This is a genomic window from Ruegeria arenilitoris (assembly GCF_013032445.1).
Lineage (GTDB): Bacteria > Pseudomonadota > Alphaproteobacteria > Rhodobacterales > Rhodobacteraceae > Ruegeria > Ruegeria arenilitoris_F.
Genome location: NZ_WQCA01000021.1, coordinates 26,159 through 48,552, shown reverse-complemented (window position 1 = coordinate 48,552; position 22,394 = coordinate 26,159). Strand labels below are relative to the sequence as shown.

Genomic DNA, 22,394 nt, shown 5'->3' with positions numbered 1-22,394 from the left:
CATAAGAAAAAGCTACCGTAGTGCGCGCTGAAATCGCAATGTCCGGTTTGGGCTGCCACCAGTCACCGATGCAAAAGGCGGCGAACGTCGAGTACGAGCCCAAAAACTCCGATTCCGCGGAATTCACCGATGACAGTTTTCTGGATGCTAGGCTCTCTGAAGGTCGAATTTCCAAAAGAATGCGCCGCGGGGCAAATTGAGTCGCTAACTAACCACCTCTATCGAGTTACTCGACGCCGCGAGTGTTGCGACATGCGATCTTAAGACTTCAACGAACTGGTCACGCGCTTCGTTTGGTTCCGAATGCAGCGGAAAAAGAAGCCCAAACGACATCCAGCGTTCAGGCGAAATTGGAACTGCCCGAACGCGGTTATGATCTACATCGGCGGCCACGAGTTCATCTGCGATTGTGATACCACCGCCATCTGCTACAAGAGCACATGCCAGCGAAGAAGATGCGACTTCGCAAGTCTGTTTTGGTAATATCCCTGCGGATCGAAACATATCATCCAATTGATCGCGCAACAGCAATCCGTGCATGAGGCGGACAACGGGAACGTCAGACAGATCGTCAATGGAAATTTCCTTCAGATCGGCAAGCGGATGATTAATTGGTACGACGGCTTGTGCTCTCACGCGCAACAGTAGCTCAGTTTGGATGTCGGGGTGGTCGACGGGAAGCGCGCCAATGCCCACGTCATATTCCCGACCGGCCAGCCATTTCCCAGCTTCTCTGCGGGCACGTACATCGAGGCTGACATTGGTATCAGGGTTTGCCTTAACAAATTGGCCGACAGCAGGGGAAGCCAGAGCGCGAGCGATGCGTGGCATTGCGACGATCCGAAGGTTCTGGGTGCGGCCTGCACGAATCTCAGCGGCGATGCCAGGGATCTCATCCAGGTTATCGAGGATGCGGCCCGCTTCGCGATAGAACGCCAGCCCTTCGGGCGTTGGGGTGAGGTTCCGGCCGCTGCGATCAAAGAGATCAAGTCGCAATTCTCCCTCAAGGCCGGAAATCAAGCGACTCACCGCTGGTTGCGAAAGGTGCAGTATGTTTGCTGCTGCTGCTAGTGATCCTTCAGACAGCGTAGCTCTAAAGGCGCGAAGCGCTTTAATGTTCATGTTAGGCATCGTCACTTGCATTTTATGCAAGCAAGATAAACATCTTTGCATTTTTCGCAAGCTTCGTCATCTGCTAGGTGAGATCAGGAGAGAAATTAGGGAGGATCCTATGAAACGCAGAACACTCATTTCTGCCGCACTGGCAGGCATCGCCCTTGCTGCAACAACCACAGCCAGCTTTGCGGCCGACTGGCCCAAACGCCCGATCAACCTGGTTGTGCCCTATAAGGCAGGCGGCGGTACGGACGCTTATGCCCGCGCCATCTCGGCCGCCGCCGAAGGAATTTTGGATGTCCCTGTCGTCGTAGTGAACAAACCCGGCTCGGGTGGCTTGAATGGAGCTAATTCTGTCATCGGCGCACGGCCTGACGGCTACACCATGATGATGACCTCAGGTGGCTCATTCTTACTGTCCACCATGACCCGCGATACTGACATTGATGCACTGGACAGCTTTGATTTCGTCGCGCAGGTTGGCCAATTGCAAACCTCGCTGATGGTCCCGAAAAACAGCCCGTTCCAGTCTGTTAAGGACGTGATCGAAGCGGCAAAGGCTGATCCTGGCTCGCTTCGTTGGGCGCATTCTGGCCGCGGGGGATTTCACCATGTGGGCGGTCTGGGCTTTCTGGCCAATAACGGCATTGAAGCGCAAGACGTTCCATTCAAAGGTGGTGGCCCGACCCGTGCCGCTCTGATCGGCGAACAGGCCGACTTTGGTTTCCTGGGTGTGCAGCAGCTTGCCGGCTTCGAAGACCAACTGCGTGCGCTGGCGGTTAATAGCCAGGAACGCGATGGCATCATGAAGGATGTGCCTGCCTTTGGGGAGTTAGGCATTCCGTTTGCTGCTGTCTCCTCGCCGGTGATCGTGTTTGCTCCGAAGGGCACGCCTGCTGAAGTGGTCGCGGCGATGGAAGCCGCGCTGGAAAAGATCGCAGGGAAGCCTGAATTTGCTGAATTGCTGGCGTCGCGCGGTACTGGCCCGGTCTATCAGAACGGCGCGGACGCCAAGGCAACACTGAGCTCTATGAAAGAGGACGCCACTCCTTTGGTCGAAAGTCTGACCAACTAAGTCCTCATGGCCGGGGGATCGATGATCTCCCGGCTTCTTTCTGTCCACGCATTATTCAGGGAGGATCATATGCGCGCTTATGCCGAAGGTCTTGTGCTGGCCATCGTTTCACTTGTGGCCATCTGGGGCGCATGGCAGGTGCCCGCTGCATCGCCCGGCGACACCTGGGCCGGGATCGTGCCCTTTGCTGCCTCCGTCGCTCTTTTGGGCTTGTCTGGCCTCCTGCTGATCGGTGCGTCCCGTCAGACAAGCGATGTCGCTACCGTCAGCGCAGGTAATGGTGCGACCGTTCAGATCATCGCGCTGTTCATCATCGCGTTGATTTACCAACAGTCATTCCGCTGGTTCGGGTATCTATTGCCTACGGCCATAGTGGCTCCCATCGTGCTATATATGTTCGGTGTGCGGAGCTGGATCGGTCTTGCGATTTCTGTGGTCATCTGCCCGCTGGTTTTTCATCTCATCTTCTTTGTGCTGCTTGGTGTTTTCCCGCCCTATGGCGATGTGTTTGACCTGCTCAGCTGGATACAGGGGTAAGTCTCATGGAAATTTTTCCCGCCCTTCTTTCAGTCATCACGGATCCGATGCTGCTCATTGCCATCGTTCTTGCCGCCGCTGTTGGCATGATCGTGGGTGCAACGCCGGGTCTAACAGCCTCGGCTGCAATCGCGATGCTGCTTCCCATCACCTTTTATATGTCGCCTCTCTTTGCGCTCGCCTTTCTTTACGTGATCGGAAAATCTGGACGCTATGGCGGGTCCATCGCCGCGATCTTGTTTAATACGCCTGGCACAGCCGCGAGCGCCGCGACGCAGATTGACGGCTATCCACTGGCCCGCGCTGGTAAGGCGGGTAAAGCAATGAAGGTTGCTACGATCTCATCCGTGATCGGCGACCTCATGGGCGACATTCTGTTGGTTGTTGGCGTTGGTTTCATAGCGGCAATTGCGCTGAAACTTGGACCACCAGAAACCTTTGCCATCTACTTTGCAGCCTTTGTCGTGATCGGCTCGGTGATCGGAAAGTCTATCGTAAAAGGTCTGGCGTCCGCGCTCCTGGGTATTCTGGTGGCAATGGTGGGGCTCGATCCGATTTCCAGCGAAGAGCGCTACACATTCGGCTCGTTCGACTTGTCCAATGGCATCGGCTTGGTGCCGCTGATGATTGGTGTCTTCGTTCTGGGCGAAGTCTTTGCGCAACTTGAAGAGCGGAGCAAAGCGACTGGCGAGACCAAGGAAAACGAAAGCTCTGCTGGCGGCAATGATCTGACATGGGACGAATATAAGCCCTGTCTGCCCCATGCTGTACGGGGCGGGTTCATCGGTGCTGGCATTGGTGTACTGCCGGGACTTGGCTCAGCGATTGCGGCTTTCATCTCCTATGGAGAAGGCAAGCGCCGCGCGAAAAACCCTGAACAATGGGGCAAGGGCGCATTGGAAGGAGTGGCCGCGCCAGAAGCGGCCAACAACGCGGTATCCGGCCCGTCTATGGCGCCGCTGCTGACATTGGGCATTCCAGGTTCGACCATTGGGGCAATCCTGCTGGGCGTGTTTCTGATCCATGGCATCCAGGTCGGGCCGACGCTGTTCCTGACCGACAAGGAACTTGTCTATAAGCTCTTTGCCTGCGGCATGTTTGGTATCCTCGCTTATGGTCTGATCGGTTACTTCGGAGCCACGCAAGTCGCCCGACTGATCCTGAAAATCCCGACCAATGTGCTCTATCCGCTGATATTCATGACGGCCTTTGTTGCGGCCTATTCAGCACGCGGCTCGATGTACGATGTGACAGTGATGACCTGTGCTGGTTTCGTCGGCTGGATAATGCGCAAATATGACTTCAACATTGCGGCCTTCGTGATTTCCTTCGTTCTGGCCAAAGGCGCAGAAGAGACGTTCCGGCAATCCCTGCTAATGTCGGATGGTGGCGCGCTGATCTTTGTTGAACGCCCTATCGCGCTTGCCTTCCTGCTCCTTGGTGCAGGGGCAATAGCCTTCCGCATTCGCGGCATCATAAAAGAGCGCAAATTGGCGCAGGGAGAGTTAGGCGATGCTTGAATGGCAGCTCATGCAAGGCAGCTTTTCCAGCACAGATATGCGCCGCATCTGGTCTGAATCCTCGACAATCTCCGCATGGATCAAAGTCGAACAAACGCTGGCGCATGTGCAAAATGAAGCGGGCCTCGTACCGGATGAAGCTGTCGTTGCGCTCGACGGGTTTTGTATCGGTAAGCTCGATCAAGACCGCCTGCGGCAAGATATGGGGCTAGTCGGGAGACCTATTGTTGGACTGGTCGGGCAGCTGCGCGAACATGTCGGCAAGGACCTCGCCAAGTTCGTTCATTTCAAGAGTACGACACAAGACATCATGGATACAGCGCTTGCAATGCAAATGAAGCTTGGTCTGGCGACCGTGTTGAGCGACCTCGATCAGCTCGTTTCCTGTCTGACAGGCCTGATCGAGGCGCACCCCAATACGCGAATGATGGGGCGCACCAACGGGCAACACGCGATCCCGATGCTGCTCCGGACCAAGTTTGAAGTATGGCGCACGGAGCTTCTGCGTCGTCGCGAGGTAATCACCGAAGCGGAAAGGCGCGGGGCGTTGGTTCAGATCGGCGGGCCGATAGGGGATTTGTCAAATTATGATGATGGAAAGGGGGAAGAGATAAAGGTGCGAATGGCAGAGGCGCTTGGTCTGGGCGTTGCAGAACCTCATTGGCAAAACGCGCGTGACGGCGTGGCCGATATTGTCACCGCCCTCGGCGCGCTGTGTGCGACGATCTGCAAAATAGCCCACAACATAAACCTGCTTTCATCCAGTGATATCTGTGAGGTGCGCGAATGCCATGAAAACGGCAAGGGTGCTTCATCCTCAATGCATCATAAACGCAACCAGCGGGCCAGTGAATTTGCCGAGGCCGTCGCAAGGTTGGGGCGCCAAAGGTCGGAGCAAATCGGGGAACTAACCCTGCACCAACATGAGCGATCTGGCGGTGTTTGGGTTGGCGAGTGGCTTGTCATTCCAGAAGTGTTCTTGCTGTCTTCAGGAGCTCTATCCTGGGCAAAACGGATGCTGTCTGATTTGAGAGTAGACAAAAACCGGATGGAACAGAACTTAGTTTGAGAAGTGTTAAGAAACGATAGCCGTCATTCGCTGTGTTGCGGAATACGGCAACACAGTCCGATCTCGGGAACTACTAAGTCCATGTGTGATTGTCCGCATTCCACTGCCTCCAAGCGCAATGCACAATTTATAGACTGTGGACGGTTGAACCGCGGTGAGGCGATTATTGACCAGCGCTTTGCTGAGATGTGATGGTCCTAAAATGATTGACCGAAGAAAATTCGCGACCGCGTCTCTGGCGTTTGCGGTGACAAGTCCAAGCATCATGCGAGCCCGTCAACCCAAGCGCGTGATTGTTGTTGGTGCCGGTGCGGCCGGTTTGACAGCAGCGTATCATTTGGTGAACGCGGGCATCGGTGTGCAAGTTCTTGAAGCGTCAAATCGATGGGGAGGAAGGATTCGACGCCTCTCGAATTTCGCTGAAGTCCCATTAGACCTAGGTGCAGAATGGATCCACGATGACCCCACGATCTTAGGTGACATAATTGGCCAAGGATCGGACTCACTTGGTGTTCGTACCCTAGAGTATCGGCCCGAAACCTACCAATTTTGGCACAATGGGCGGTTGCGTGATTTTGACCTGCTTCGGCATGCCTACGCCGAGGTCAAGTTTTTCGATACAACTTGGTACGGTTTCTTTGAACGCTTCGTCGTAGAGGGAATCAAAGACAATATTCGATTGAACACTCGGGTTACCTATATCGATTTAGATGGCAATGGCATCGTGGTGCGGACACATCGCGGACAGACGTACCAAGCAGATAAAGTTTTGGTCACAGTACCAATCTCCGTGTTGCAACATGGGCAAATCGTGACCTCTTCAACCGACGTCAACGCAAGGTTTGAGGACTTACGTGACATTCAATTCGGCGTAGGTTTCAAGGTCTTCATCAAGTTTCGCGAGCGGTTTTACCCCGACATACTATTTGATGGACCCCGAAGGAGCGTGCTTTCCAATGGCTGGTCCGAAAAGATCTACTATGACGCAGTTTTTGAAAAACCGACGGATGAGAACCTGCTCGGTCTGTTTACGGCTTGGGACACAGCAATCCCGCGCTCTGAAATGGACCACTCGGAACTGGTACAGGACGTAATACGAGAATTGACGGAGATGTTTGGCAAGGTCGTAGGCGACAGCTTTGTAGCTGCACGAGCCATGAACTGGTCTAAGGAGCCGTTCATCGAAGGAAGCTATTCCATGTCCAACCGAGGCAATTGGAACATAGTAGACATTCTCCAGCCTGTATCGAACAAACTCTTTTTTGCTGGTGAGGCACTTGGCGGTGATGCTCAGTCAACGGTGCAAGGAGCAGCGTTCTCCGCGATCAACGCTGTGTCGCTACTTCTTCAGACATAGTTGATTTCGTCGGCCTTACTTGATTTTCCGATTTATTGTGCGGCTTGGATATTGAAACGTCCGCTTTTGGGCTCTCCAGTCGAAGATGCAGAAGGTAGCCAACGTCGAGTCTTACTAACCTTCGGCGGTTTCGATCTTCCATGCTTCGAGCAAAAGTGCACTTTGCAAAGCCTGCGTTGCTTCGCGAAAGCAGACTTAGCTCCCGAAAGTCTTCAAAGTGCACCTTTTCTTTGAATTCGTGAGACCCGTTCCTTCATCTGCTCCCGTAGTATCTGTATATAAGATGGGTCGTAACTAAACACATTGCGCCCTAACCTGTAGAAGCGTCGCTGAAACAGGAGATACCACCATGACAAAAAAGATCACTATCATCGGCGCCACGGGCCATCTGGGACATCGCGTAACCGCAAAGCTTGTTGAAAAAGGCGCGGAAGTGACTGCCATCGTGCGAAATCCAGAGGCGGCAAAATCAACTCTGCCCCCAGAGGTTCGGCTTGTTCGGGGCGACGTATCGGATCTGGCCAGCGTGAGATCCGCTTTGCAGGGTACTGAGACGCTATACATCACGCTGAATACCGAGTCGCTAGACACCACCTTGCCGTTTCACACCGAACGCGAAGGGGTGATCAATGTCGTGGCGGCAGCGAAAGAGACTGGTGTTCAGCACATCATGCAAATTGCAGGGGTCGACACCGCTTATCCAGAGTTTTCGACCGAAGGCATGGCTTATGGCACAAATGCGATCCGCCAAGGCGGGATCGATGCCATCAAGGCATCGGGCATTCCTCATACATTCTTTTACTGCTCGTTCTTTCTCGATTCACTGCCAAAATTCCTGATGGACAATCAACTAGCTGTCATCGGAAACCACGTTCATCCAATCTGGTTCACCAATTCCAGCGATCTGGCCGATCTTGTCTTCAATGCAATTGATAACGACGCGGCCCAAAACAAAGAGTTTGCTGTTCAGGGTTTACAAGCCAAGACGTACACAGAGGGGGCGACAGAGTTTCTGAAAACCTACGCCCCCGAGGCAGAAGTCATCCGGTTGCCTATGGAGGCGGTTGGCCAGATGGGATTGCCGGAAGAGCAAGCGGCTTTTATCGAACATTTGTTAACATTCGTGCAGCAGCTCAAGGAAGAACTGGTGGACAGTGAAACCCGTGCGGTTCTTGGGTCACCGAAGCACACGATTTCCTCTTTTGCCGAGGAACTTCGCGGCGAGATCTAAGTCACAGTTGAGTTCTGGATCACAGCTTTTTCAGATAGTTGCTCCAACAGCCTGACTGTTGCCTGACCCAGGGGATTTTCGAAGGACCAAACCATATCCACCGAGCGTTCGGCGTAGGGTTTGGTCTCGAATTGCAGCGGCAGGATTTTAAGCGCACCGGTCTGAATAAAGACATCCACCGCGTGCAAAGGCAGTGCCGACCACCCCAGGTCGGCCTGCACAAGATCAATGGCCTCCGATGCAGTACTGACCTGCCAAATTGATGGCGAGGCCTTAAGGATAGCGCTGTTGGGGTTGTCGGCTTCTTTCAGCAATATTTGACGATGCAGGCGCAACTCCTCCCAAGACACCGACGGCATTTGTGCCAACGAGCTTTCGGGATGGCTGATGCAGACCAACCTGAGTGTGCCTAAAGATCGAAAGTCGAGTGTTTGGGGGATGCCCTCGGGTTCCAGGATAATGCCTAAATCCACCGTGCCTTCGACAATCAGTCGCTGAATCTCCCCGGCCGTAAATGACTGGATTTCCACATCAACAGACGGAAACTCGGCGCTGAAGGCGCGGATGATCTCTCCGAGGTTGGCGATCTTGATATGTGGTGCCATTGCTAGCGTAACGCGGTTCTCTAAGGTCATCGACAGCGCGTCGGCGATGGCCAGAAACCGGTTGCGCCGTTCCAACAGGATTTCGGCCTGCGAGATTAACACTTCTCCTGCTTTGGTGAGGGTCGGGTATCTTCGGCTACGGTCAAAAAGCTCGATGTCCAGATCGACCTCAAGATTAGCGACGAGGGTGCTCATTACCGATTGGGCCTTTTTGCATTTGCGGGCTGCGGCGGAAAATGACCCTTCGCTGTGGGTAGTAACAAATGCCTCTAACTGCTCGAATGATGCGCGCATCGGAAGTTCTCTTCCATCCATCTGTTTGGCATATGGTATCCACCTTTATGGATCATAACAATAGGTTAAAACTCTTGCGAAGACATAACAGAGGAAAAAAACTTATGAGTTTTGCTGGTCGGATGGTGCACGCGGTGCTGTTTGAAGTTTTTGCGCTGTTGAGCAATGCCCTGCTGCTTCCGCTGATCTCGCATGTCGACGTGCAGAAATCGCTGATCCTTGGGGTCTTCTTTTCCTTGGCTGCGATGCTGTGGAACTTGGTCTTTAACATGACGTTTGATTGGTTTTTGGTGACCATCCGAAAAAACGCGCATAAATCAGTGTTTGTGCGAATGGTTCATGCACTGCTGTTTGAGGGCACTTTTGTTGCGCTGACACTGCCTGTTCTAGCCTGGGCCCTGAGCTTGACACTGTGGGATGCGATGAAACTGGAGGCGGCGCTGATTGCTTTTATTTTCATCTATACATTCTTCTTCAATATCGTGTTTGATTGGTTGCGCGTGAAACTCGCCGATCAAAATGCCTTGTGACTGCACATCTCCAAAATTGCAAAGTTTGGTTGCGAAGGTCCGGTTTGGGCTGACTACGGTCCTTTGGAGTAAAAATGCGGATGGCCGCAAAGTCCCGCTTTCCGCTTTGATCGGCCTTGCAGCTAAGGTCTGGAGCGAGCCCAAACTACTCGATGCTGCGATATGAACGGATGCCGGCTTTAGGCGGATGGTATTGGAAAGGTCGAAAAGGCGTCGTCCTGCGGTGCGTACCCAAGCACTTTGCAAGTTTCGGTTAGATCAAGCCGCTTAAATCGATTGTTAGAGATGCCGTGCGCGATAAAGCTCCCTTTGATTTCAGCTTGAATCGCCCGGTCAATCAGATGCGTCGCGTCTCGATGACTGAGCCATGCGCTGAGATCACGTAGGGTTTCAAGTGGCGGGCCGTCGGCAGGTTCAAACGCCCCTATTCTCAATGAGACGCAGGACATGCCGTGCCGCGTCGCATAAAGCGAACACAAGGCTTCCCCATAGCACTTGGAGACGCCGTACAGATTGGCCGGGGCAACTGCCATTCCCGGAACGATTTGCCGGTCAACGGGGTATCCTTCGATGGTTTGTGCACTGCTCGCGAAGACGAAGCGGCGGACGTTTGCCTGACAAGCAGCTTCGATCAAGTGGGTTGTCGCCAAAATGTTGGCAGGCAGCACATCGTCAAATAGTGCGTTCGGGTCGGGTACGCCTGCGAGATGCACAACGGTATCCACGCCTTGGCACAAATCCGCTGCGGCATTTGCCTCTGAGAGATCAGATCGCACGAAATGATGCTGACCCGAAACAGAGTACGTGGGTTCATTCAAATCGGACAACACAAACTGATACCGCTCGTGATATGCGGCAAAAAATGCCCGCCCAATCCGGCCCGACGAACCAGTTACAAGCACCTTCTGCATGGTCTGTCCTCCCAACCTCTGCGACACGGTGGTTAGCTCTAAAGCGACCGTAAGCCGAAGGAAAGCAGACATTCAGTTCGGTCTGCTTTTTGGTAACTTTGTCTGCAAGGCAGATGTTGGCTCCTTATTGTGAACTTCGAATTTCTGCTTCAGAACTCAGTACGTTCGATGCTGCACTCTGTACGAGTGTCAGCTTTGGGTCGAACTCTGATCTTGTCGCGTTGAGGTTTCTTCAAGGCGTGTTTTGAGATGGTCAACAACATTTTGCGCTGATGCAATATCATCTGGCGACAGACCTTCCGAGAGTTCATTCACCCATGGGATTTGCCTCGCAATCGCAGCTTCGTATAACTCCTGCCCCTTTTGGGTCAGTACGATTAAGTGCGCCCGCTTGTGGTGTGGGTTCGGCTGAAACTCCACTATGCCTTCCTTGCTCAATTCATTGACGATCCGTTGTACGCCCTGTCGGTGGACACCCATCGTCCTTGCATGCCAGGCAACGGATTCCGGTCGATCAGAATAGGCGATGGCACCAAGAATCTGCCATCGAGCACTTGTTAGACCGAGTTCAGATACGAGGTGATCACCGGCAAGCTGCAATCTACCGTTCAGCCGAAACACATCCAGTATCAAGGCTGTCACGGCTTCTCCTTCTTCAGTCCTTCGCGCATCCGGCATGTCGATTCCTCATTTCAATTGACAACGTATTGTCATTTTGGTTGATGCTTCCTAAATATGACAACATGACACCAAAATAAAGCTACTTTCAAGGAGCACCTAAATGGTAAGTTTCAAACCGCTCGACCCTGAGTTTCCCATTGAACGGCAATTGGGCATCGACGCTGGACCCGTCGTTCTCGTCAATCTCTTCACAGTCGATCCTCTTGACCAAGACGCCCTCGTTGAAGCCTGGAAGAGCGATGCCCAATGGATGAAAATGCAGCCGGGTTACATCAGCACCCAACTGCACAAAGCCGTTGGTGACGGCAGCATGTATATGAACTACGCGGTCTGGGAGTCTGTTGCGGATTTCCGCGCTGCGTTTTCAAACCCCGAGTTTCAGCAGCAGCTCAGCCACTATCCCTCAAGCGCTGTGACCGCCCCCCATCTGTTTGAGAAGGTTGCGGTGCCGAATTGCTGCACGGCCTGACGAAACCCGTTTCAGAAGCCAATTTGAGGGAACCGCAATGAAAACAAAGATTCACGCCATCGCGGGCGGCATCGGCTTTGTGATGATCCTGGTCTTCTGGACATCAACGATCACCAGCGAACTCTTTGCGAGCCATGAAGCAGTCGCAACCGTCAAGGCATTGATCCTGAAAGGCATGTTCATCCTCATACCGGCAATGGCGATTGCTGGCGGATCGGGCATGGCAATGGGCCGGAAACGCAAGGATGCGCTTACGAGAGCAAAGAAGACCCGTATGCCGATCATTGCGCTAAACGGTTTACTGATCCTCGTACCAGCGGCTTGGTTTCTGGCTGGCAAGGCTGCCGCTGGCGAATTCGACAGCACATTTTACACGGTACAGGTGATTGAATTGATCGCTGGGGCAACCAATCTCACGATGATGGGACTGAACATTCGTGATGGCTTGCGAATGACCGGCAAAATTCGAAGGCCTCGCTGAAAGCTCGATTCTAGTCCAACCACTGGCGAAATTGCCGACATTCGAGCAAACGCAGCGAACTAGTGCTATGTCCGCTTGTCGGGATTTGCAAAGTTCAGTTTGGAATGTCCGATTAGGGCTGTGAACGGTCTTAGAAGCGAAGAAGGCGAACGGTTGCCAAGAGCTGAGAAGGCAAAGTGCCGCGTAGTGATGCGCGGCACTTAGTGTTGGGTCTTCGCAGTTCTTATGCTGCTGAGAATGCCCGGACACTGCCTCGCGGTCCGAAGACGTGTAGGAACGTATCGGGATGAGGACGAATTCGGTAGTTGTCTGTCTCATCGCCGAAAATTACTCTGCCGTCTTCATCAAGTGCAATCACAGTCGCTTTGACGGTATCGATGGGGTAGCCCGGCATGCCGGACGGAGCGCCACCCATATCCTCGATACCGAGGGCTTTGGCTGCGGCCAGATCGTTGTCCTGAAAAATCTCGAAATGCGCGGGCAGTTTCAGATCATTGGCCAGTTTCTCCGAATTCTTGATGCCTTGGTTGGAGATGAATTTCACCTTTACGCCCGCCTTCGCCAGTTGATCCGCTTTTGCTTTCACTTCTTTGAGTTGGTTCATGCAGAACGGACACCAGTTGGCGCGGAAAAATACCAGCAGTGTCATTTCGCCTGCGAAGGACGCGGAAGTCGTGCTGGTCCCGTCTAGACGTTGCAGGGGCAATTCAGGCAGCACTTTGCCCTTTACGATGGCTGCGCTTGGCTTGCGGCCATAGTTCGAGAAGATGTGAATATACCATTGCATAGTGATCGCGCCAAACAAGGCTAGGCCTATTGCAACGTATTCGCTGGCAGCTGTGAAACCACCGCGCACACTGATTTGGTAGACCACCCACGCCACCGCAACCAGGTTGATGAGTTGGATTATAGGCAGGTTCTTGGAGGTGCGGGAAATGCCCAAAGCACCGGCCAGCACCATCAGAAAGAATGGCATGGTGAATGTGGCAAAGAATGTCCCGATCCAAATCGGGTCGAAGTCCGACAGGTAGAACATGACGACCGAACCGATGCCTGAAAGCATGTTCAGCATGATATAGGGAAGAATAAGTTTGCCTTTCATTTCGAAAATCCTTTCGAGATCTTGCCGAGATGCCCGAGGTGGCTCATCGGTCACGTAAGTGCAGGGGGTTGAGAGGTTGGATGGTCCGCGCCCCGTCTCGCGAAGCGCGCAACCGGGTTACGCATTGGCTGTTGCCGACAAACTATCGAGAACAGGGAACAGATCCGCTGGTTCAGGACGGCGCGTATAGTCGGGGTTCACTTCGGCGTAGGCGATTGTGCCGTCGGTATCGACGACGTAGCGCGCGGGCATCGGCAGGTTCCACTGGCCGTCGCCATGAATGCGCGGCAAGTGGACGCCAAACCCGTCGTGAACCGGAATGACGTAATCTTGCAGCGTCCAGCGGATACCAAGCTTTTCAGCCAGCTCGCCGTTCTTGTCCGTCAGGATCGGAAAGCTCAGTTCATTGTCTTTCTGGGAATTCCGGCTGTCCGCCGCGCCCTGCATCGAGATTGCAACAAGCGTCGCACCACGTGAGCGAACGTCCTCGGCAACAGCTTCAAGCGCTTTCAGCTCGATGTTGCAGTAGGGACACCAAACACCGCGATAAAACGTCATAACCACCGGGCCATTGGCTAACAAGTCTTTCAGCGCAACCGGATTGCGATCCGAATCCGTCAGTACGAAGTCAGGCACAACGTCACCTGCTTTCAACGCACGCTCTGCCTGACCGCTGTCAATCAGCTCTTGTGTCGAACGGGCAAAGGCTTCGAAAGCGCCTTCGGGGGCCATGGTCTTGAATTGGGCCTTGAAGTCGTCGAGTTGGTCTTGGAGGGTCATGTCTTTTCCACTTCTCAAATTGCGTTCTCTGGTCGGCTCAGGGATCTTTCGTGCCGCCTGTTCTGATATTTGGCCTGTTGAGAAAACGGTGGTAGCTGACCAATTCGAGTAAGGGTTATTCAAAAAACGAATGATCCACTTGCGGATCCCAATTGGAACAAACTCAGCCTGCAAAACAAAACAGCGCCGCGCTTTATGCGCGACGCTCGTTTGCCGGACGTCCGTATTTCTGGCGATCCAATGCGAATTTAGCCCCCCGTGGCGAAAAGGACTCCGACTATTCTGCCGACGCAGGGGTTTCAGGGTTCCAAGCCATAGGCTCAAATGCCTTGTCGAGCGGCGGGTTCACGATGTGGGTTGTGTAGTTCGACAAAACCTTGAGTGCCGTTCCGGCGATGACCTCAAGAACGGTTTGCTTTGAATATCCGGCCTCGATCAAAGCATCGACCTGTTCAACACTGACCCATCCCCGCGTTTCGTTGATGGTTTCAGCAAAAATGCGAAGCGCTTCGAGTTTGGTGTCCGCGATTGGCGTACCCGCGCGCAATGCGGTGATTACACTATCATCCACTCCTGCCATCTTTGAAACGGCTGTGTGCGCTGCCATGCAGTAGGTGCAGCCGTTCAGACGGTTGTTCGTCATCAGTATGATTTCGCGTTCGGTGGGTGTCAGATCCGTTTTCTCGAAAATGCCCATCATAGTCATGTAGCTTTCGACCAGAACAGGGGATTCCGCCATTGTTGCCATCAGGTTCGGCACAAAGCCCATTTTGCCTTTGATCTCTGAGAGGATTGGCTTGGACCCTTCAGGAGCAGTGTCTACCGTGTGCTGTGCGTAGGTTGCCATTTGATGTTCCTTTTTAGAATGCGTTTGCATTGGAGTTTTCAGGTTTTGACCGGCCCGAACTGTTGGTCGCCTGCCGTTGCGTTCAAATGTTGCTCATAAGGAAACTGGAAGGTAGGTTGGTAAAAAGCCTAACTATTATTCATAATGTGAATGTCCGAAAACTTCTCCACGTTACGCTTGTTCTCGCGGGTCGCACGTACCGGCAGCTTTACCGCTGCGGGAAAAGAAACCGGCAAGTCTCAGCCTTCCGTGTCCCGGATCATTTCCAACCTTGAGAAAGAACTGGGTGTTCAGCTGTTTGTGCGTTCGACGCATGCCGTTCGGCTGACAGAAGCCGGGGAAGAATACTTGACGCGTATCGAGCCGATCCTTTCTGACATCGAGGAGGCAAATCACTTTGTTAGGGGCACTGGCGAGCTGCGTGGTCGTTTGCGGGTTGGAGCAGCGGCGAGCTTTGCACAACGAGAGATCATACCTGCCCTGCCACCGTTTCTGGAACAACACCCAAAACTCAAAGTGGATCTTGTTCTGACGGATTCAATGCAGGATTTGATTGACGAGGCTATCGACGTTGCCATCCGATTTGGGCCGTTGGAAGACTCAACGATGGTCGCGCGCAAACTGGGCACGACACCCAGGGTCGTTGTTGCCGCCCCTTCTTATCTGAAAAAAACGGGCACCCCGAAGCAGCCCTCTGATTTGGTGGATCATCAGGTTATCCTCGGCCCGTCAAGCATTGGAAAAGCGGGTTGGAGCTTTGAGAAAGACGGAAAGGTCCAGTCCATTCGTGTCGAAAGCCAACTGATGATCTCCGTCAATGAAAGCACAACCACGGCGGCGGTCGCCGGTTTGGGCATTGTCAGCACGTCGTATTGGAGTTGCAGGAACGAGCTGGAGGCAGGTACTCTCGTGCAACTACTGCCTGATTGGACAATCGGAAACGTTGAAGTGAACGCGTTACTGGCGGGCGGTCGTCATACAAAGCCTTCAGCCCGCGCTTTCACAAAGCACTTGCAAGAAGTTTTTCCAAAATCTTTTGCTTCACGATTTCCCAGGACGCACGGGAGTTGAGTGCACTCAAAACAAGGCGGAGGATGTCTGCCTCGTCATGGCTGAATCCAGCCAGCGCAAAGATTTCATCTTCTTCCCAGGTTGATCCACTCATCGGGCTACCAACCTTTCGCCACACAGGCGGGGCATCGGCGGCCCGATGCGCCCCAGGCAATTTGGCCGATATAGCCACAGCTATGACATTGAAGCGCGTCTCCACATGCATGCCGATGACTTCACGTTCTAGTCGAACCAACTTAGCTATTGTTCCGCCTTCATCGCGTGATACCAATCCCGCGAAACCGACTATATCGGTGGCCAGAATAGTCGCTAATTTGCGTTCCATCTCCGTTGCTCCGAACTAACAATCTCCAATTGGTGCCTACTTACTTTAGCAAAAAATCAGTCGCATCGAGCCAAGGTAGCGGAGGTATCAATCACCAGTTTTGAAAGACTGTTCAGGGCTGCCACCGACCAATCGAGTTGGTTGTAGAGAATGGCAACTCGGAGCCCATTTTCCTAGATAGTGCGCGGCGGACGAGTGTCTGCCCTTGAGGCGGAGCATCGGTAGCTGTATCGCACCCAGTTGGATCAAAGTTTCCAGCAGAAACCCGTTGATTTCTCGGTCACGTCCCAAAGCCTTGCCATGACGGTTTTGTCATACGCGTGTGGGTTCAATGTACCCTTGCCGACCGGGCCAACGACTTCTAAGCGGCCTGTTGGTCCGTAGAGTGCGCGTTGTTCGGTCAAAGTCTCTTCGGTGGCGCACATGACTTCGGGATAGGCCCCTTGCTCGGCCGTTTGAACCATCGGTGTCTTGGTCATCAGCCACCAGATGAACCGCATCGTCCGGCTGCCGTTCGTACTGATCAGTGACGTTGCCGACGAGCCGGGATGGCAGACATAAACCTCGACCACGGTGCGCCCGGCGGTGGCAAGCCTGTCCTGTAATTCATAAGCGAACATCATTTGCGCCAACTTGCTTTGCGAGTATGCGGTGTTCGGGCCATAACCCTCCTCCCAGTTCATATCGCCGAACTTGATCGTCTTCAGACCCATGTTGTAGCCGAGACTGGCGACAACAACGATCCGACCTTTCGAGGCTTCGATCCGCTCAAAAAGAAGACCACAGAGCAGGAAATGACCGTAATGGTTGGTGCCGAGCTGGCTCTCGAACCCATCCTCTGTCAGCTTGCGGGTTGGCACCTGCGCGATGGCAGCATTGCAGATGAGCGCATCGATCCGGGGAACGGAATTCAAAACCTCGTCCGTAGCTTCACGCACGCTTGCGAGCGAGGCCAGGTCCATGCGAATGAACCTCACTTCCGCCTCGCTGCCGAACTCACTCTTCAAGTCCGCAACAGCTGCCTGAGACTTCTCAGCCGAGCGGTTCAACATCACGACCTTAGCGTTCTTCTTAAGGAGCGTCCGCGCGGCCTGGAACCCGGCGCCTGCATTGGCACCGGTGATGAGGTAGGTCTTGCCGGAGAGGTCGCCGAGTCGCTCGGGCATCCAGCCTTTGGGTCCGAATGTGGTATCTGGCATATTTTGTCTCCTATCTGCGTTGGCGCGGGGACCGGGTGAATTGTATTTCAACTTGGAAATGCAAATAGCTCTCATCAGAACGCGAAAACAGGCGAGATCATCGCAAATACTTGCCCGATTGTATCAAGGTAGTTGCCAGCATCGATCTGGAGCCTTTACATCGCTCTTATGAGCAAGGATCAGATCAAGCAAATCATCGCAGACCGAACTGAAACGGACGGCCTGACCGAGACGGGCATCAAGGGTGTGCGGCTGTTTCGCGCCACGCAATCAATCCCCTGTGTTCCAGCCGTTTACGAGCCCTGTATCGTGGCAATCGTGAGTGGTGTGAAGGAAGCGGTTCTGGATGGCCGAAGATACGAATACGACAACAGTCAATATCTCTGCTGTCCAATGTCGATGCCGGTCAAGGCGGGGACGCCTTTGGCCTCGCATGACAACCCTCTCTACGGGGTTATGATCTCGCTGGAACAACGTGTTATGGCCGAGCTGGCGATGGAGATGGAAAATGCCGGGGGCGTTCTGCCTTCGGTCAAAGGAGGACTGCGGGAGCCGGGAATTAGGCTCGCGCGATGGGACGATTGGTTCACCGAAGCGCTGCTGCGGCTACTGCGGCTCGGAGACAGCGAGACGGATACAGCGGTTCTCGGCGAGGCGCGATTGCGTGAGCTGCTCTATTCGATCCTGAAGGGAGAAGCCGGCACCTTCGCACGGCAGGCATTCGGTGCTGGCAACGCCATCGCACGTTCCATTGCGCACGTGTCGTCACAATTGGATGCGCCGATCTCGATTGACGATATGGCAAGCCGAGCGGGTATGAGCCGGGCGGTCTTCCATCGTAAATTCAAGCAGGCCACGACGATGGCACCAATCCAGTTCGTTAAGTCGATGCGCCTCAACAACGCCGCCATGAAAATCGCGGGCGGGATGCCTGTGAGCGAAGCCGCAATGGACGTTGGTTATGTCAGCCCGTCCCAATTCAGCCGCGAGTTCAGGCGCATGTATGGGCAATCGCCGAGGCAATGGGGAGAGGCACAGAAACTACTGGTCAAAGTTGCGTGAGGCTGACTTTCGAGAGGAGAGCGGACCTCGGAGCTACCTTAGCGAACGGGAGCTTTGTCCGCATAGTGGTCGTTCACACCAAGTGCAGCGAATGACCGAGTTGGAACGCAACCTGCTCATTTGTTGAGACGCTGCGAATGACCGTTATTTGAGCGCGCTGTTCCCGAGACCCAGAACTCGTTACGCCTTGCCTTTATCTGTTCAGCTAGAAAATCAACAAATAGCCGGACCCGTGCGGTGTCCCGAAGATCGCGATGCAACAACAGCCAGATGCTCCGATATGGAATCGGCTTTTGGAAGGGCGCGCGGATCAGATCAGGATGGCGGTCGCCAAGATTGCACGCAAGATAGGCCATGCCGAGACCGGACGCCGCCAATGTGATCAAGGGCACAAGTTCTGAAACACGGTGCCTGAGCTGAGCTTTTGGGTAGTAGCTGTCTTTTATCCATTTGGCCGTAATTGCCTCCTCCGGCTCATGCCAACCGATAAAATGAAGTCCTTCTCCACCGTTGTCGCTGACCTTCTCGGCGTATCCTCTGGTGCAATAGGCGGCTTGGGACATTTGAACCAGTTTTCTGCCGACCACGTCATCAGTCACCTCATTGGCAATGCGTAGCGAGACATCGGCTTCGCGTCGTGTCAGATCGCGGATGTCGTTGGTAAAGTTCATGTTGAGGGTAATGTCTGGGTAGAGATCAGCGAAGGCGGCGAAATCATCCATCAGCGAGGTCATCGCCAGACCATGGGGCAGCGTCACATAAACTGTTCCTGTCGGCTGCGCATCCCGACCAACGATCGCCCGAGAAGCAGCTGTCATTTCAGCCTCGACCCGTTCGGCATGCGGCATCAGGTCTTCGCCAAGCTGTGTCAGAGCTAAACCTTGCCTGGAGCGGTCAAAAAGACGACTTCCAACGCGTTCCTCCATAACCGAAAGCCGCCTGGTCAGGGTCGTATGGTTGACCTGAATGCTATCAGCGCCGCCCCGCAATGTTCCGGTGCGGGCAACGGCCAGAAAGTACTTCAGATCGTCCCAGTTCAGGGAATGGCTTTCCTTGATCGACATACATCTTGTGTTTCATTTTTGAGACATCGTGTCCAGAAATACCCATCTACAGACCATTCATTGACCAGCTTACCTTGGGTTTATCTATCGCAAAACCAAGGACCTTACCGGATGAACCAGATACAATCTGTATTAATCACAGGTGCAAATGCCGGACTGGGCCGCGAGGCGGCCCGACAGCTTGCGCTTCAGAAAGGCATATCCAAAGTCTATCTGGCCTGCCGTAACCCAACCAAAGCTAAGGCCGCGAAATCATCGCTGGAACACGAAACCGGACGCAAGATTTTTGAAGTTGTCTTGATGGACGTAACCGATCCGGCTTCGGTTCGCGCCGCTGTGGCCGAACTTTCCACCCCGATTGACGCTATAATCCTGAATGCGGGTGGAACAGGAGGGCAGAACCCAAACAGCCTCACCAGCGATGGCGTGACCAACATTTTCGCAACAAACGTTCTGGGCCACGTGGTGTTGGTAGACGCGTTGCTTGAGCGTCAGTTGGTGACATCCACAATTCTATACGCTGGGTCCGAGGCTGCTCGTGGTATTCCCAAAATGGGTATGCACCGCCCCGACCTGTCCAATGGAACCGTCGACGAATTCAAATCAATCGCCGACGGCAGCAAGTTCGGACCAGAGGGCGACCCGATGCAGACCTACGGCTATGCCAAGCTGACAGCGACTCTCTGGATGGGGGCGATGGCGCGTCAGCATCCCCATATTCGCTTCGTCACCATGAGCCCCGGAGGTACAGCCGGAACTGCGGGCTTTGACGACCTGCCACTTATGAAACGCATTGTATTCAAAGATGTGGGCGGTGTGCTGATGCCTCTGTTCGGCATGATGCACAGCGTTGAAGCCGGAGCGAAACGGTATCTGGACGGATTGCTAAACCCGGAATTCAAAACCGGCCACTTCTACGCCAGTCAAACGGGCTATCCCACTGGGTCTGTGGTGGATCAGGCTGGCATTGATGGAACCCTGTCGGACATCACCACTCAGGACAACGCGAACCAGGCATTACGCCAGTTCGCCTGAATCAAAGGAGAAACAAAATGGAAACCACACTGAACATCTTGGTCATCCTCGCAACCCTCATGCTATTTGGTCTCGGTATCATGTCGATGTGTGCACCTCGGCGCATGGTAGCCAACTTTGCCATCGAGCCGGTCGGCACCGCCGGACTTAGCACGATCCGTTCGGTGATTGGCGGGTTGTTTCTGGCCTCAGTGGCTTTGCTAGTGATCGGTCTGACCACCGGGTAGACACTGGGCTATCTGGCTGTTGCGATCCTGATGGCGGTTGTTGCTTTCGGGCGTATTGCCGGAATTCTGGCGGACGGATTTGACAAGGCTGTTCTGCCCCCGTTGGTCGTCGAACTTGTGATTATCGCGGTGTTGCTGTCAGCCTACTACCAGCTCTCCTTCTAATCGACTTCGAAGCAGATGGATGGCGGTTAGATTGAAGTCGCCATCCATTCGGCCCATCATCAAGCTCACGAGCGGACATTCGAGCGTATCCGGCTTGTCCGTATAGCAATCGCTCGCGATATTCAGGCGAACGTCAGCGTCAAGCCCAAAGCAATCATAGTTCCTAGTGGAGCAGTCGTTTCGCTTCGTTTGGACTAAACCTCGCTGATGACCTTCGACGCAGTCGCTTCGTTGATAGCTAGAACAGTGTTGTACAGCGTAGCCAGCCGAAGAAGCGATTTTACGTCGACGTCGTGTGGCAACGCCGACAGTGGATCAATGAAAAAGATCAATGTGTCGAGCTTCCCTTCGGCAATCATAGCGCCGATTTGAGCGTCGCCTCCCAGCGGACCACTTTTGAGGCGCTTGATAGGCAAGCCGACTTCTTCCGCAATTCGCCCGCCGGTCGTGCCAGTCCCAAAAAGCTCCATTTTGCTCAGTGCGGTTTTGTGGGATTTGGCCCACTCGACCATTGTGTCTTTCATCTGATCATGCGCCACAAGCGCGACTCGTTTGCGGCCGTTTGGACCGTCGCTCCCATTGCTCATGATGTTGCTTTCCTCGGTGTTGAAGTGTCCGTAGCCCAACTCCATGCCAGCGGAGACTTACGCTTAAGTGCGCCACTCAAATGTTGCCGCATTCTGTAGGAGGCATCCACGATGTTACCGGATTCCAGGAGTGTAAGTATCTCAAGATGCTCAGTACATTGTTCTATCAATCGTTGATGGTTCACTTCGGCTCGGTACTCCATCAGGCGTCGCATTCTATTCACGCGTTGGAGTGCCATGAGAAAGAACGGGTTTCCGGACAACTTGATGAGTTCTTCATGGAATAATGCCCCGCTTTCTAGCAGCGCTTCTCCATTCACGGCGTCCATATCCATATCAAGCATTCCCTGCTGAATGCGCCGCTGTTCATCCAGGACTTTGTGATCGAGTTCAAACGAGGGCTCCAGCATGGCGGCTGGCTCTATCGCCATTCTGAACCTGTAAATCTCATCAAATGCCTCGGGTGTTTTTGCCACCGGAAGAAACCGCCAGCCGTAGCCTTCTTTGCGTTCAGCCCAACCTTCTCGAGAAGCGCGGATCAACAGCTCTCCGACCTTAGCTTTAGTCCAGCCGTACTTCTGCTTTAAGAACTGCTCAGTAACTTCTTCTGGAATTTCATTTGTTAGCCAATCGTTTGCAAGTAGTTGGTATTCGTCTAGCTCGCTCGGGTCGACAGTATCCAGGCTTTCTTTGATGGCCGGAGGCAACTTGTCGGCCACAAAGTACCCCCGGTTTTCCAGGCGGATGAGAACATCTTTTTCCTCCAGGGATATCAGCGCCTCGCGCACTGGGGTTCTGGATACGCCATACCTGTCGGCGACTTGCTGAGCGCTTATATGCTGGCCACCTTCAAGTGTACCCGCAACGATATCATGCAAAAGACGGTTCGATATCTTCTTCGATAATTCGCTGGCTCGCATTGGTACGCCTGACTCCTCTTGCCACTCTCACCTACGTAGATTGCATCTGACAGCTAACATACAGCCAAATTTTAGGTTTTCTATACGTAAAAAGCCAAAGATAGGCGGGTTTTGCACTGGTGAGACGATGAATT

26 protein-coding genes are annotated in these 22,394 nt (G+C 53.7%); 14 read left to right on the top strand and 12 right to left on the bottom strand.

Annotation, left to right across the window (positions count from 1 at the left end; genetic code table 11):
* Positions 1–204: 204 nt before the first annotated feature.
* Positions 205–1,143 carry a LysR family transcriptional regulator gene (locus tag GOW98_RS21720; protein WP_170335994.1) on the bottom strand — a complete coding sequence of 313 codons (939 nt, stop codon included), beginning with the start codon at positions 1,141–1,143 and terminating at the stop codon, positions 205–207.
* An 88-nt stretch (positions 1,144–1,231) separates the two neighbouring features.
* Between GOW98_RS21720 and GOW98_RS21715 the strand changes: the two genes are divergently transcribed.
* The 6 genes from GOW98_RS21715 (at position 1,232) to GOW98_RS21690 (ending at position 7,905) form a co-directional block, all read left to right on the top strand.
* Positions 1,232–2,191 (top strand): tripartite tricarboxylate transporter substrate binding protein, encoded by a 960-nt coding sequence (locus GOW98_RS21715; RefSeq protein ID WP_170335992.1) that lies wholly within the window; start codon positions 1,232–1,234, stop codon positions 2,189–2,191.
* Positions 2,192–2,260: 69 nt separating this feature from the next.
* The gene (locus GOW98_RS21710) at positions 2,261–2,728 is read left to right on the top strand and encodes a tripartite tricarboxylate transporter TctB family protein (RefSeq protein ID WP_170335990.1); all 468 of its coding nucleotides are present in this window, start codon (positions 2,261–2,263) and stop codon (positions 2,726–2,728) included.
* 5 nt (positions 2,729–2,733) lie between these two features.
* Positions 2,734–4,248: a tripartite tricarboxylate transporter permease gene (locus tag GOW98_RS21705; RefSeq protein WP_170335988.1), complete on the top strand. Its 1,515-nt coding sequence runs from the start codon at positions 2,734–2,736 to the stop codon at positions 4,246–4,248.
* A complete protein-coding gene (locus tag GOW98_RS21700) occupies positions 4,241–5,317 on the top strand; it encodes a lyase family protein (protein ID WP_170335986.1) in 1,077 nt (358 codons plus the stop codon). Before GOW98_RS21705 ends, GOW98_RS21700 begins: the two co-directional genes overlap by 8 nt.
* A gap of 202 nt (positions 5,318–5,519) precedes the next feature.
* Positions 5,520–6,674 carry a flavin monoamine oxidase family protein gene (locus tag GOW98_RS21695; protein ID WP_170335984.1) on the top strand — a complete coding sequence of 385 codons (1,155 nt, stop codon included), beginning with the start codon at positions 5,520–5,522 and terminating at the stop codon, positions 6,672–6,674.
* A 349-nt stretch (positions 6,675–7,023) separates the two neighbouring features.
* Positions 7,024–7,905, top strand: coding sequence for an SDR family oxidoreductase (locus GOW98_RS21690; protein WP_170335982.1), 882 nt, complete (start codon positions 7,024–7,026; stop codon positions 7,903–7,905).
* On the opposite strand, the gene GOW98_RS21685 is transcribed toward GOW98_RS21690, so the two are convergent.
* Complete coding sequence (locus tag GOW98_RS21685; RefSeq protein WP_217359689.1) at positions 7,902–8,804, bottom strand: LysR family transcriptional regulator; 903 nt, start codon at positions 8,802–8,804, stop codon at positions 7,902–7,904. The two genes, GOW98_RS21690 and GOW98_RS21685, sit on opposite strands and share 4 nt — an antisense overlap.
* On the opposite strand from GOW98_RS21685, the gene GOW98_RS21680 reads away from it, so the two are divergent.
* A complete protein-coding gene (locus GOW98_RS21680; RefSeq protein ID WP_254438115.1) occupies positions 8,774–9,334 on the top strand; it encodes a PACE efflux transporter in 561 nt (186 codons plus the stop codon). The genes GOW98_RS21685 and GOW98_RS21680 overlap by 31 nt on opposite strands.
* A gap of 179 nt (positions 9,335–9,513) precedes the next feature.
* Here GOW98_RS21680 and GOW98_RS21675 read toward each other — a convergent pair whose 3' ends face one another.
* Positions 9,514–10,317, bottom strand: a complete 804-nt coding sequence (locus GOW98_RS21675) for an NAD-dependent epimerase/dehydratase family protein (RefSeq protein ID WP_217359687.1) — start codon at positions 10,315–10,317, stop codon at positions 9,514–9,516.
* A gap of 117 nt (positions 10,318–10,434) precedes the next feature.
* Positions 10,435–10,923, bottom strand: a complete 489-nt coding sequence (locus tag GOW98_RS21670) for a MarR family winged helix-turn-helix transcriptional regulator (RefSeq protein ID WP_170335975.1) — start codon at positions 10,921–10,923, stop codon at positions 10,435–10,437.
* A 103-nt stretch (positions 10,924–11,026) separates the two neighbouring features.
* Here GOW98_RS21670 and GOW98_RS21665 point away from each other — a divergent pair, with 103 nt between their 5' ends.
* Positions 11,027–11,395 (top strand): antibiotic biosynthesis monooxygenase family protein, encoded by a 369-nt coding sequence (locus GOW98_RS21665; RefSeq protein WP_170335974.1) that lies wholly within the window; start codon positions 11,027–11,029, stop codon positions 11,393–11,395.
* A gap of 37 nt (positions 11,396–11,432) precedes the next feature.
* Positions 11,433–11,876 carry a hypothetical protein gene (locus tag GOW98_RS21660; RefSeq protein ID WP_170335971.1) on the top strand — a complete coding sequence of 148 codons (444 nt, stop codon included), beginning with the start codon at positions 11,433–11,435 and terminating at the stop codon, positions 11,874–11,876.
* Positions 11,877–12,099: 223 nt separating this feature from the next.
* On the opposite strand, the gene GOW98_RS21655 is transcribed toward GOW98_RS21660, so the two are convergent.
* The 3 genes from GOW98_RS21655 to GOW98_RS21645 form a co-directional block, all read right to left on the bottom strand.
* On the bottom strand, positions 12,100–12,978 hold the full coding sequence (locus GOW98_RS21655) for a peroxiredoxin family protein (RefSeq protein ID WP_170335969.1): 879 nt from the start codon (positions 12,976–12,978) through the stop codon (positions 12,100–12,102).
* Between the two features lie 117 nt (positions 12,979–13,095).
* Positions 13,096–13,758, bottom strand: a complete 663-nt coding sequence (locus GOW98_RS21650; protein ID WP_170335967.1) for a peroxiredoxin-like family protein — start codon at positions 13,756–13,758, stop codon at positions 13,096–13,098.
* Positions 13,759–14,035: 277 nt separating this feature from the next.
* Positions 14,036–14,605 carry a carboxymuconolactone decarboxylase family protein gene (locus GOW98_RS21645; protein ID WP_170335965.1) on the bottom strand — a complete coding sequence of 190 codons (570 nt, stop codon included), beginning with the start codon at positions 14,603–14,605 and terminating at the stop codon, positions 14,036–14,038.
* 150 nt (positions 14,606–14,755) lie between these two features.
* On the opposite strand from GOW98_RS21645, the gene GOW98_RS21640 reads away from it, so the two are divergent.
* Positions 14,756–15,676 (top strand): LysR family transcriptional regulator, encoded by a 921-nt coding sequence (locus GOW98_RS21640; protein WP_170335963.1) that lies wholly within the window; start codon positions 14,756–14,758, stop codon positions 15,674–15,676.
* Here the strand turns inward: GOW98_RS21640 and GOW98_RS21635 are convergent.
* Positions 15,606–16,001, bottom strand: a complete 396-nt coding sequence (locus tag GOW98_RS21635) for a hypothetical protein (RefSeq protein WP_170335959.1) — start codon at positions 15,999–16,001, stop codon at positions 15,606–15,608. The two genes, GOW98_RS21640 and GOW98_RS21635, sit on opposite strands and share 71 nt — an antisense overlap.
* A 245-nt stretch (positions 16,002–16,246) precedes the next feature.
* A complete protein-coding gene (locus tag GOW98_RS21630; RefSeq protein ID WP_170335957.1) occupies positions 16,247–17,200 on the bottom strand; it encodes an SDR family oxidoreductase in 954 nt (317 codons plus the stop codon).
* A 168-nt stretch (positions 17,201–17,368) separates the two neighbouring features.
* Between GOW98_RS21630 and GOW98_RS21625 the strand changes: the two genes are divergently transcribed.
* Positions 17,369–18,262, top strand: a complete 894-nt coding sequence (locus tag GOW98_RS21625) for an AraC family transcriptional regulator (RefSeq protein ID WP_170335955.1) — start codon at positions 17,369–17,371, stop codon at positions 18,260–18,262.
* 116 nt (positions 18,263–18,378) lie between these two features.
* Here the strand turns inward: GOW98_RS21625 and GOW98_RS21620 are convergent, their stop codons facing one another.
* On the bottom strand, positions 18,379–19,326 hold the full coding sequence (locus GOW98_RS21620) for a LysR family transcriptional regulator (RefSeq protein WP_170335953.1): 948 nt from the start codon (positions 19,324–19,326) through the stop codon (positions 18,379–18,381).
* Between the two features lie 111 nt (positions 19,327–19,437).
* On the opposite strand from GOW98_RS21620, the gene GOW98_RS21615 reads away from it, so the two are divergent.
* From GOW98_RS21615 to GOW98_RS26135, 3 genes are read left to right on the top strand one after another with little or no spacing between them, the layout of a single operon-like run.
* The gene (locus GOW98_RS21615; protein WP_170335951.1) at positions 19,438–20,361 is read left to right on the top strand and encodes an SDR family NAD(P)-dependent oxidoreductase; all 924 of its coding nucleotides are present in this window, start codon (positions 19,438–19,440) and stop codon (positions 20,359–20,361) included.
* A gap of 17 nt (positions 20,362–20,378) precedes the next feature.
* On the top strand, positions 20,379–20,588 hold the full coding sequence (locus GOW98_RS25590; protein ID WP_217359686.1) for a hypothetical protein: 210 nt from the start codon (positions 20,379–20,381) through the stop codon (positions 20,586–20,588).
* Positions 20,589–20,618: 30 nt separating this feature from the next.
* On the top strand, positions 20,619–20,753 hold the full coding sequence (locus GOW98_RS26135) for a hypothetical protein (RefSeq protein WP_302479309.1): 135 nt from the start codon (positions 20,619–20,621) through the stop codon (positions 20,751–20,753).
* A gap of 194 nt (positions 20,754–20,947) precedes the next feature.
* Here GOW98_RS26135 and GOW98_RS21605 read toward each other — a convergent pair whose 3' ends face one another.
* Both GOW98_RS21605 and GOW98_RS21600 read right to left on the bottom strand, forming a co-directional pair.
* Complete coding sequence (locus GOW98_RS21605) at positions 20,948–21,385, bottom strand: methylglyoxal synthase (protein WP_254438114.1); 438 nt, start codon at positions 21,383–21,385, stop codon at positions 20,948–20,950.
* A complete protein-coding gene (locus tag GOW98_RS21600) occupies positions 21,337–22,260 on the bottom strand; it encodes a GntR family transcriptional regulator (protein ID WP_170335949.1) in 924 nt (307 codons plus the stop codon). Before GOW98_RS21600 ends, GOW98_RS21605 begins: the two co-directional genes overlap by 49 nt.
* Positions 22,261–22,394 lie beyond the last annotated feature (134 nt).

Coding starts and splice junctions, on each gene's coding strand:
- GOW98_RS21720 (WP_170335994.1), bottom strand. CDS start 1,143: ATGCAAGTGACGATGCCTAACATGAACATTAAAGCGCTTCGCGCCTTT.
- GOW98_RS21715 (WP_170335992.1), top strand. CDS start 1,232: ATGAAACGCAGAACACTCATTTCTGCCGCACTGGCAGGCATCGCCCTT.
- GOW98_RS21710 (WP_170335990.1), top strand. CDS start 2,261: ATGCGCGCTTATGCCGAAGGTCTTGTGCTGGCCATCGTTTCACTTGTG.
- GOW98_RS21705 (WP_170335988.1), top strand. CDS start 2,734: ATGGAAATTTTTCCCGCCCTTCTTTCAGTCATCACGGATCCGATGCTG.
- GOW98_RS21700 (WP_170335986.1), top strand. CDS start 4,241: ATGCTTGAATGGCAGCTCATGCAAGGCAGCTTTTCCAGCACAGATATG.
- GOW98_RS21695 (WP_170335984.1), top strand. CDS start 5,520: ATGATTGACCGAAGAAAATTCGCGACCGCGTCTCTGGCGTTTGCGGTG.
- GOW98_RS21690 (WP_170335982.1), top strand. CDS start 7,024: ATGACAAAAAAGATCACTATCATCGGCGCCACGGGCCATCTGGGACAT.
- GOW98_RS21680 (WP_254438115.1), top strand. CDS start 8,774: ATGCCTCTAACTGCTCGAATGATGCGCGCATCGGAAGTTCTCTTCCAT.
- GOW98_RS21685 (WP_217359689.1), bottom strand. CDS start 8,804: ATGCGCGCATCATTCGAGCAGTTAGAGGCATTTGTTACTACCCACAGC.
- GOW98_RS21675 (WP_217359687.1), bottom strand. CDS start 10,317: ATGTCTGCTTTCCTTCGGCTTACGGTCGCTTTAGAGCTAACCACCGTG.
- GOW98_RS21670 (WP_170335975.1), bottom strand. CDS start 10,923: ATGCCGGATGCGCGAAGGACTGAAGAAGGAGAAGCCGTGACAGCCTTG.
- GOW98_RS21665 (WP_170335974.1), top strand. CDS start 11,027: ATGGTAAGTTTCAAACCGCTCGACCCTGAGTTTCCCATTGAACGGCAA.
- GOW98_RS21660 (WP_170335971.1), top strand. CDS start 11,433: ATGAAAACAAAGATTCACGCCATCGCGGGCGGCATCGGCTTTGTGATG.
- GOW98_RS21655 (WP_170335969.1), bottom strand. CDS start 12,978: ATGAAAGGCAAACTTATTCTTCCCTATATCATGCTGAACATGCTTTCA.
- GOW98_RS21650 (WP_170335967.1), bottom strand. CDS start 13,758: ATGACCCTCCAAGACCAACTCGACGACTTCAAGGCCCAATTCAAGACC.
- GOW98_RS21645 (WP_170335965.1), bottom strand. CDS start 14,605: ATGGCAACCTACGCACAGCACACGGTAGACACTGCTCCTGAAGGGTCC.
- GOW98_RS21640 (WP_170335963.1), top strand. CDS start 14,756: ATGTCCGAAAACTTCTCCACGTTACGCTTGTTCTCGCGGGTCGCACGT.
- GOW98_RS21635 (WP_170335959.1), bottom strand. CDS start 16,001: ATGGAACGCAAATTAGCGACTATTCTGGCCACCGATATAGTCGGTTTC.
- GOW98_RS21630 (WP_170335957.1), bottom strand. CDS start 17,200: ATGCCAGATACCACATTCGGACCCAAAGGCTGGATGCCCGAGCGACTC.
- GOW98_RS21625 (WP_170335955.1), top strand. CDS start 17,369: ATGAGCAAGGATCAGATCAAGCAAATCATCGCAGACCGAACTGAAACG.
- GOW98_RS21620 (WP_170335953.1), bottom strand. CDS start 19,326: ATGTCGATCAAGGAAAGCCATTCCCTGAACTGGGACGATCTGAAGTAC.
- GOW98_RS21615 (WP_170335951.1), top strand. CDS start 19,438: ATGAACCAGATACAATCTGTATTAATCACAGGTGCAAATGCCGGACTG.
- GOW98_RS25590 (WP_217359686.1), top strand. CDS start 20,379: ATGGAAACCACACTGAACATCTTGGTCATCCTCGCAACCCTCATGCTA.
- GOW98_RS26135 (WP_302479309.1), top strand. CDS start 20,619: ATGGCGGTTGTTGCTTTCGGGCGTATTGCCGGAATTCTGGCGGACGGA.
- GOW98_RS21605 (WP_254438114.1), bottom strand. CDS start 21,385: ATGGAGTTGGGCTACGGACACTTCAACACCGAGGAAAGCAACATCATG.
- GOW98_RS21600 (WP_170335949.1), bottom strand. CDS start 22,260: ATGCGAGCCAGCGAATTATCGAAGAAGATATCGAACCGTCTTTTGCAT.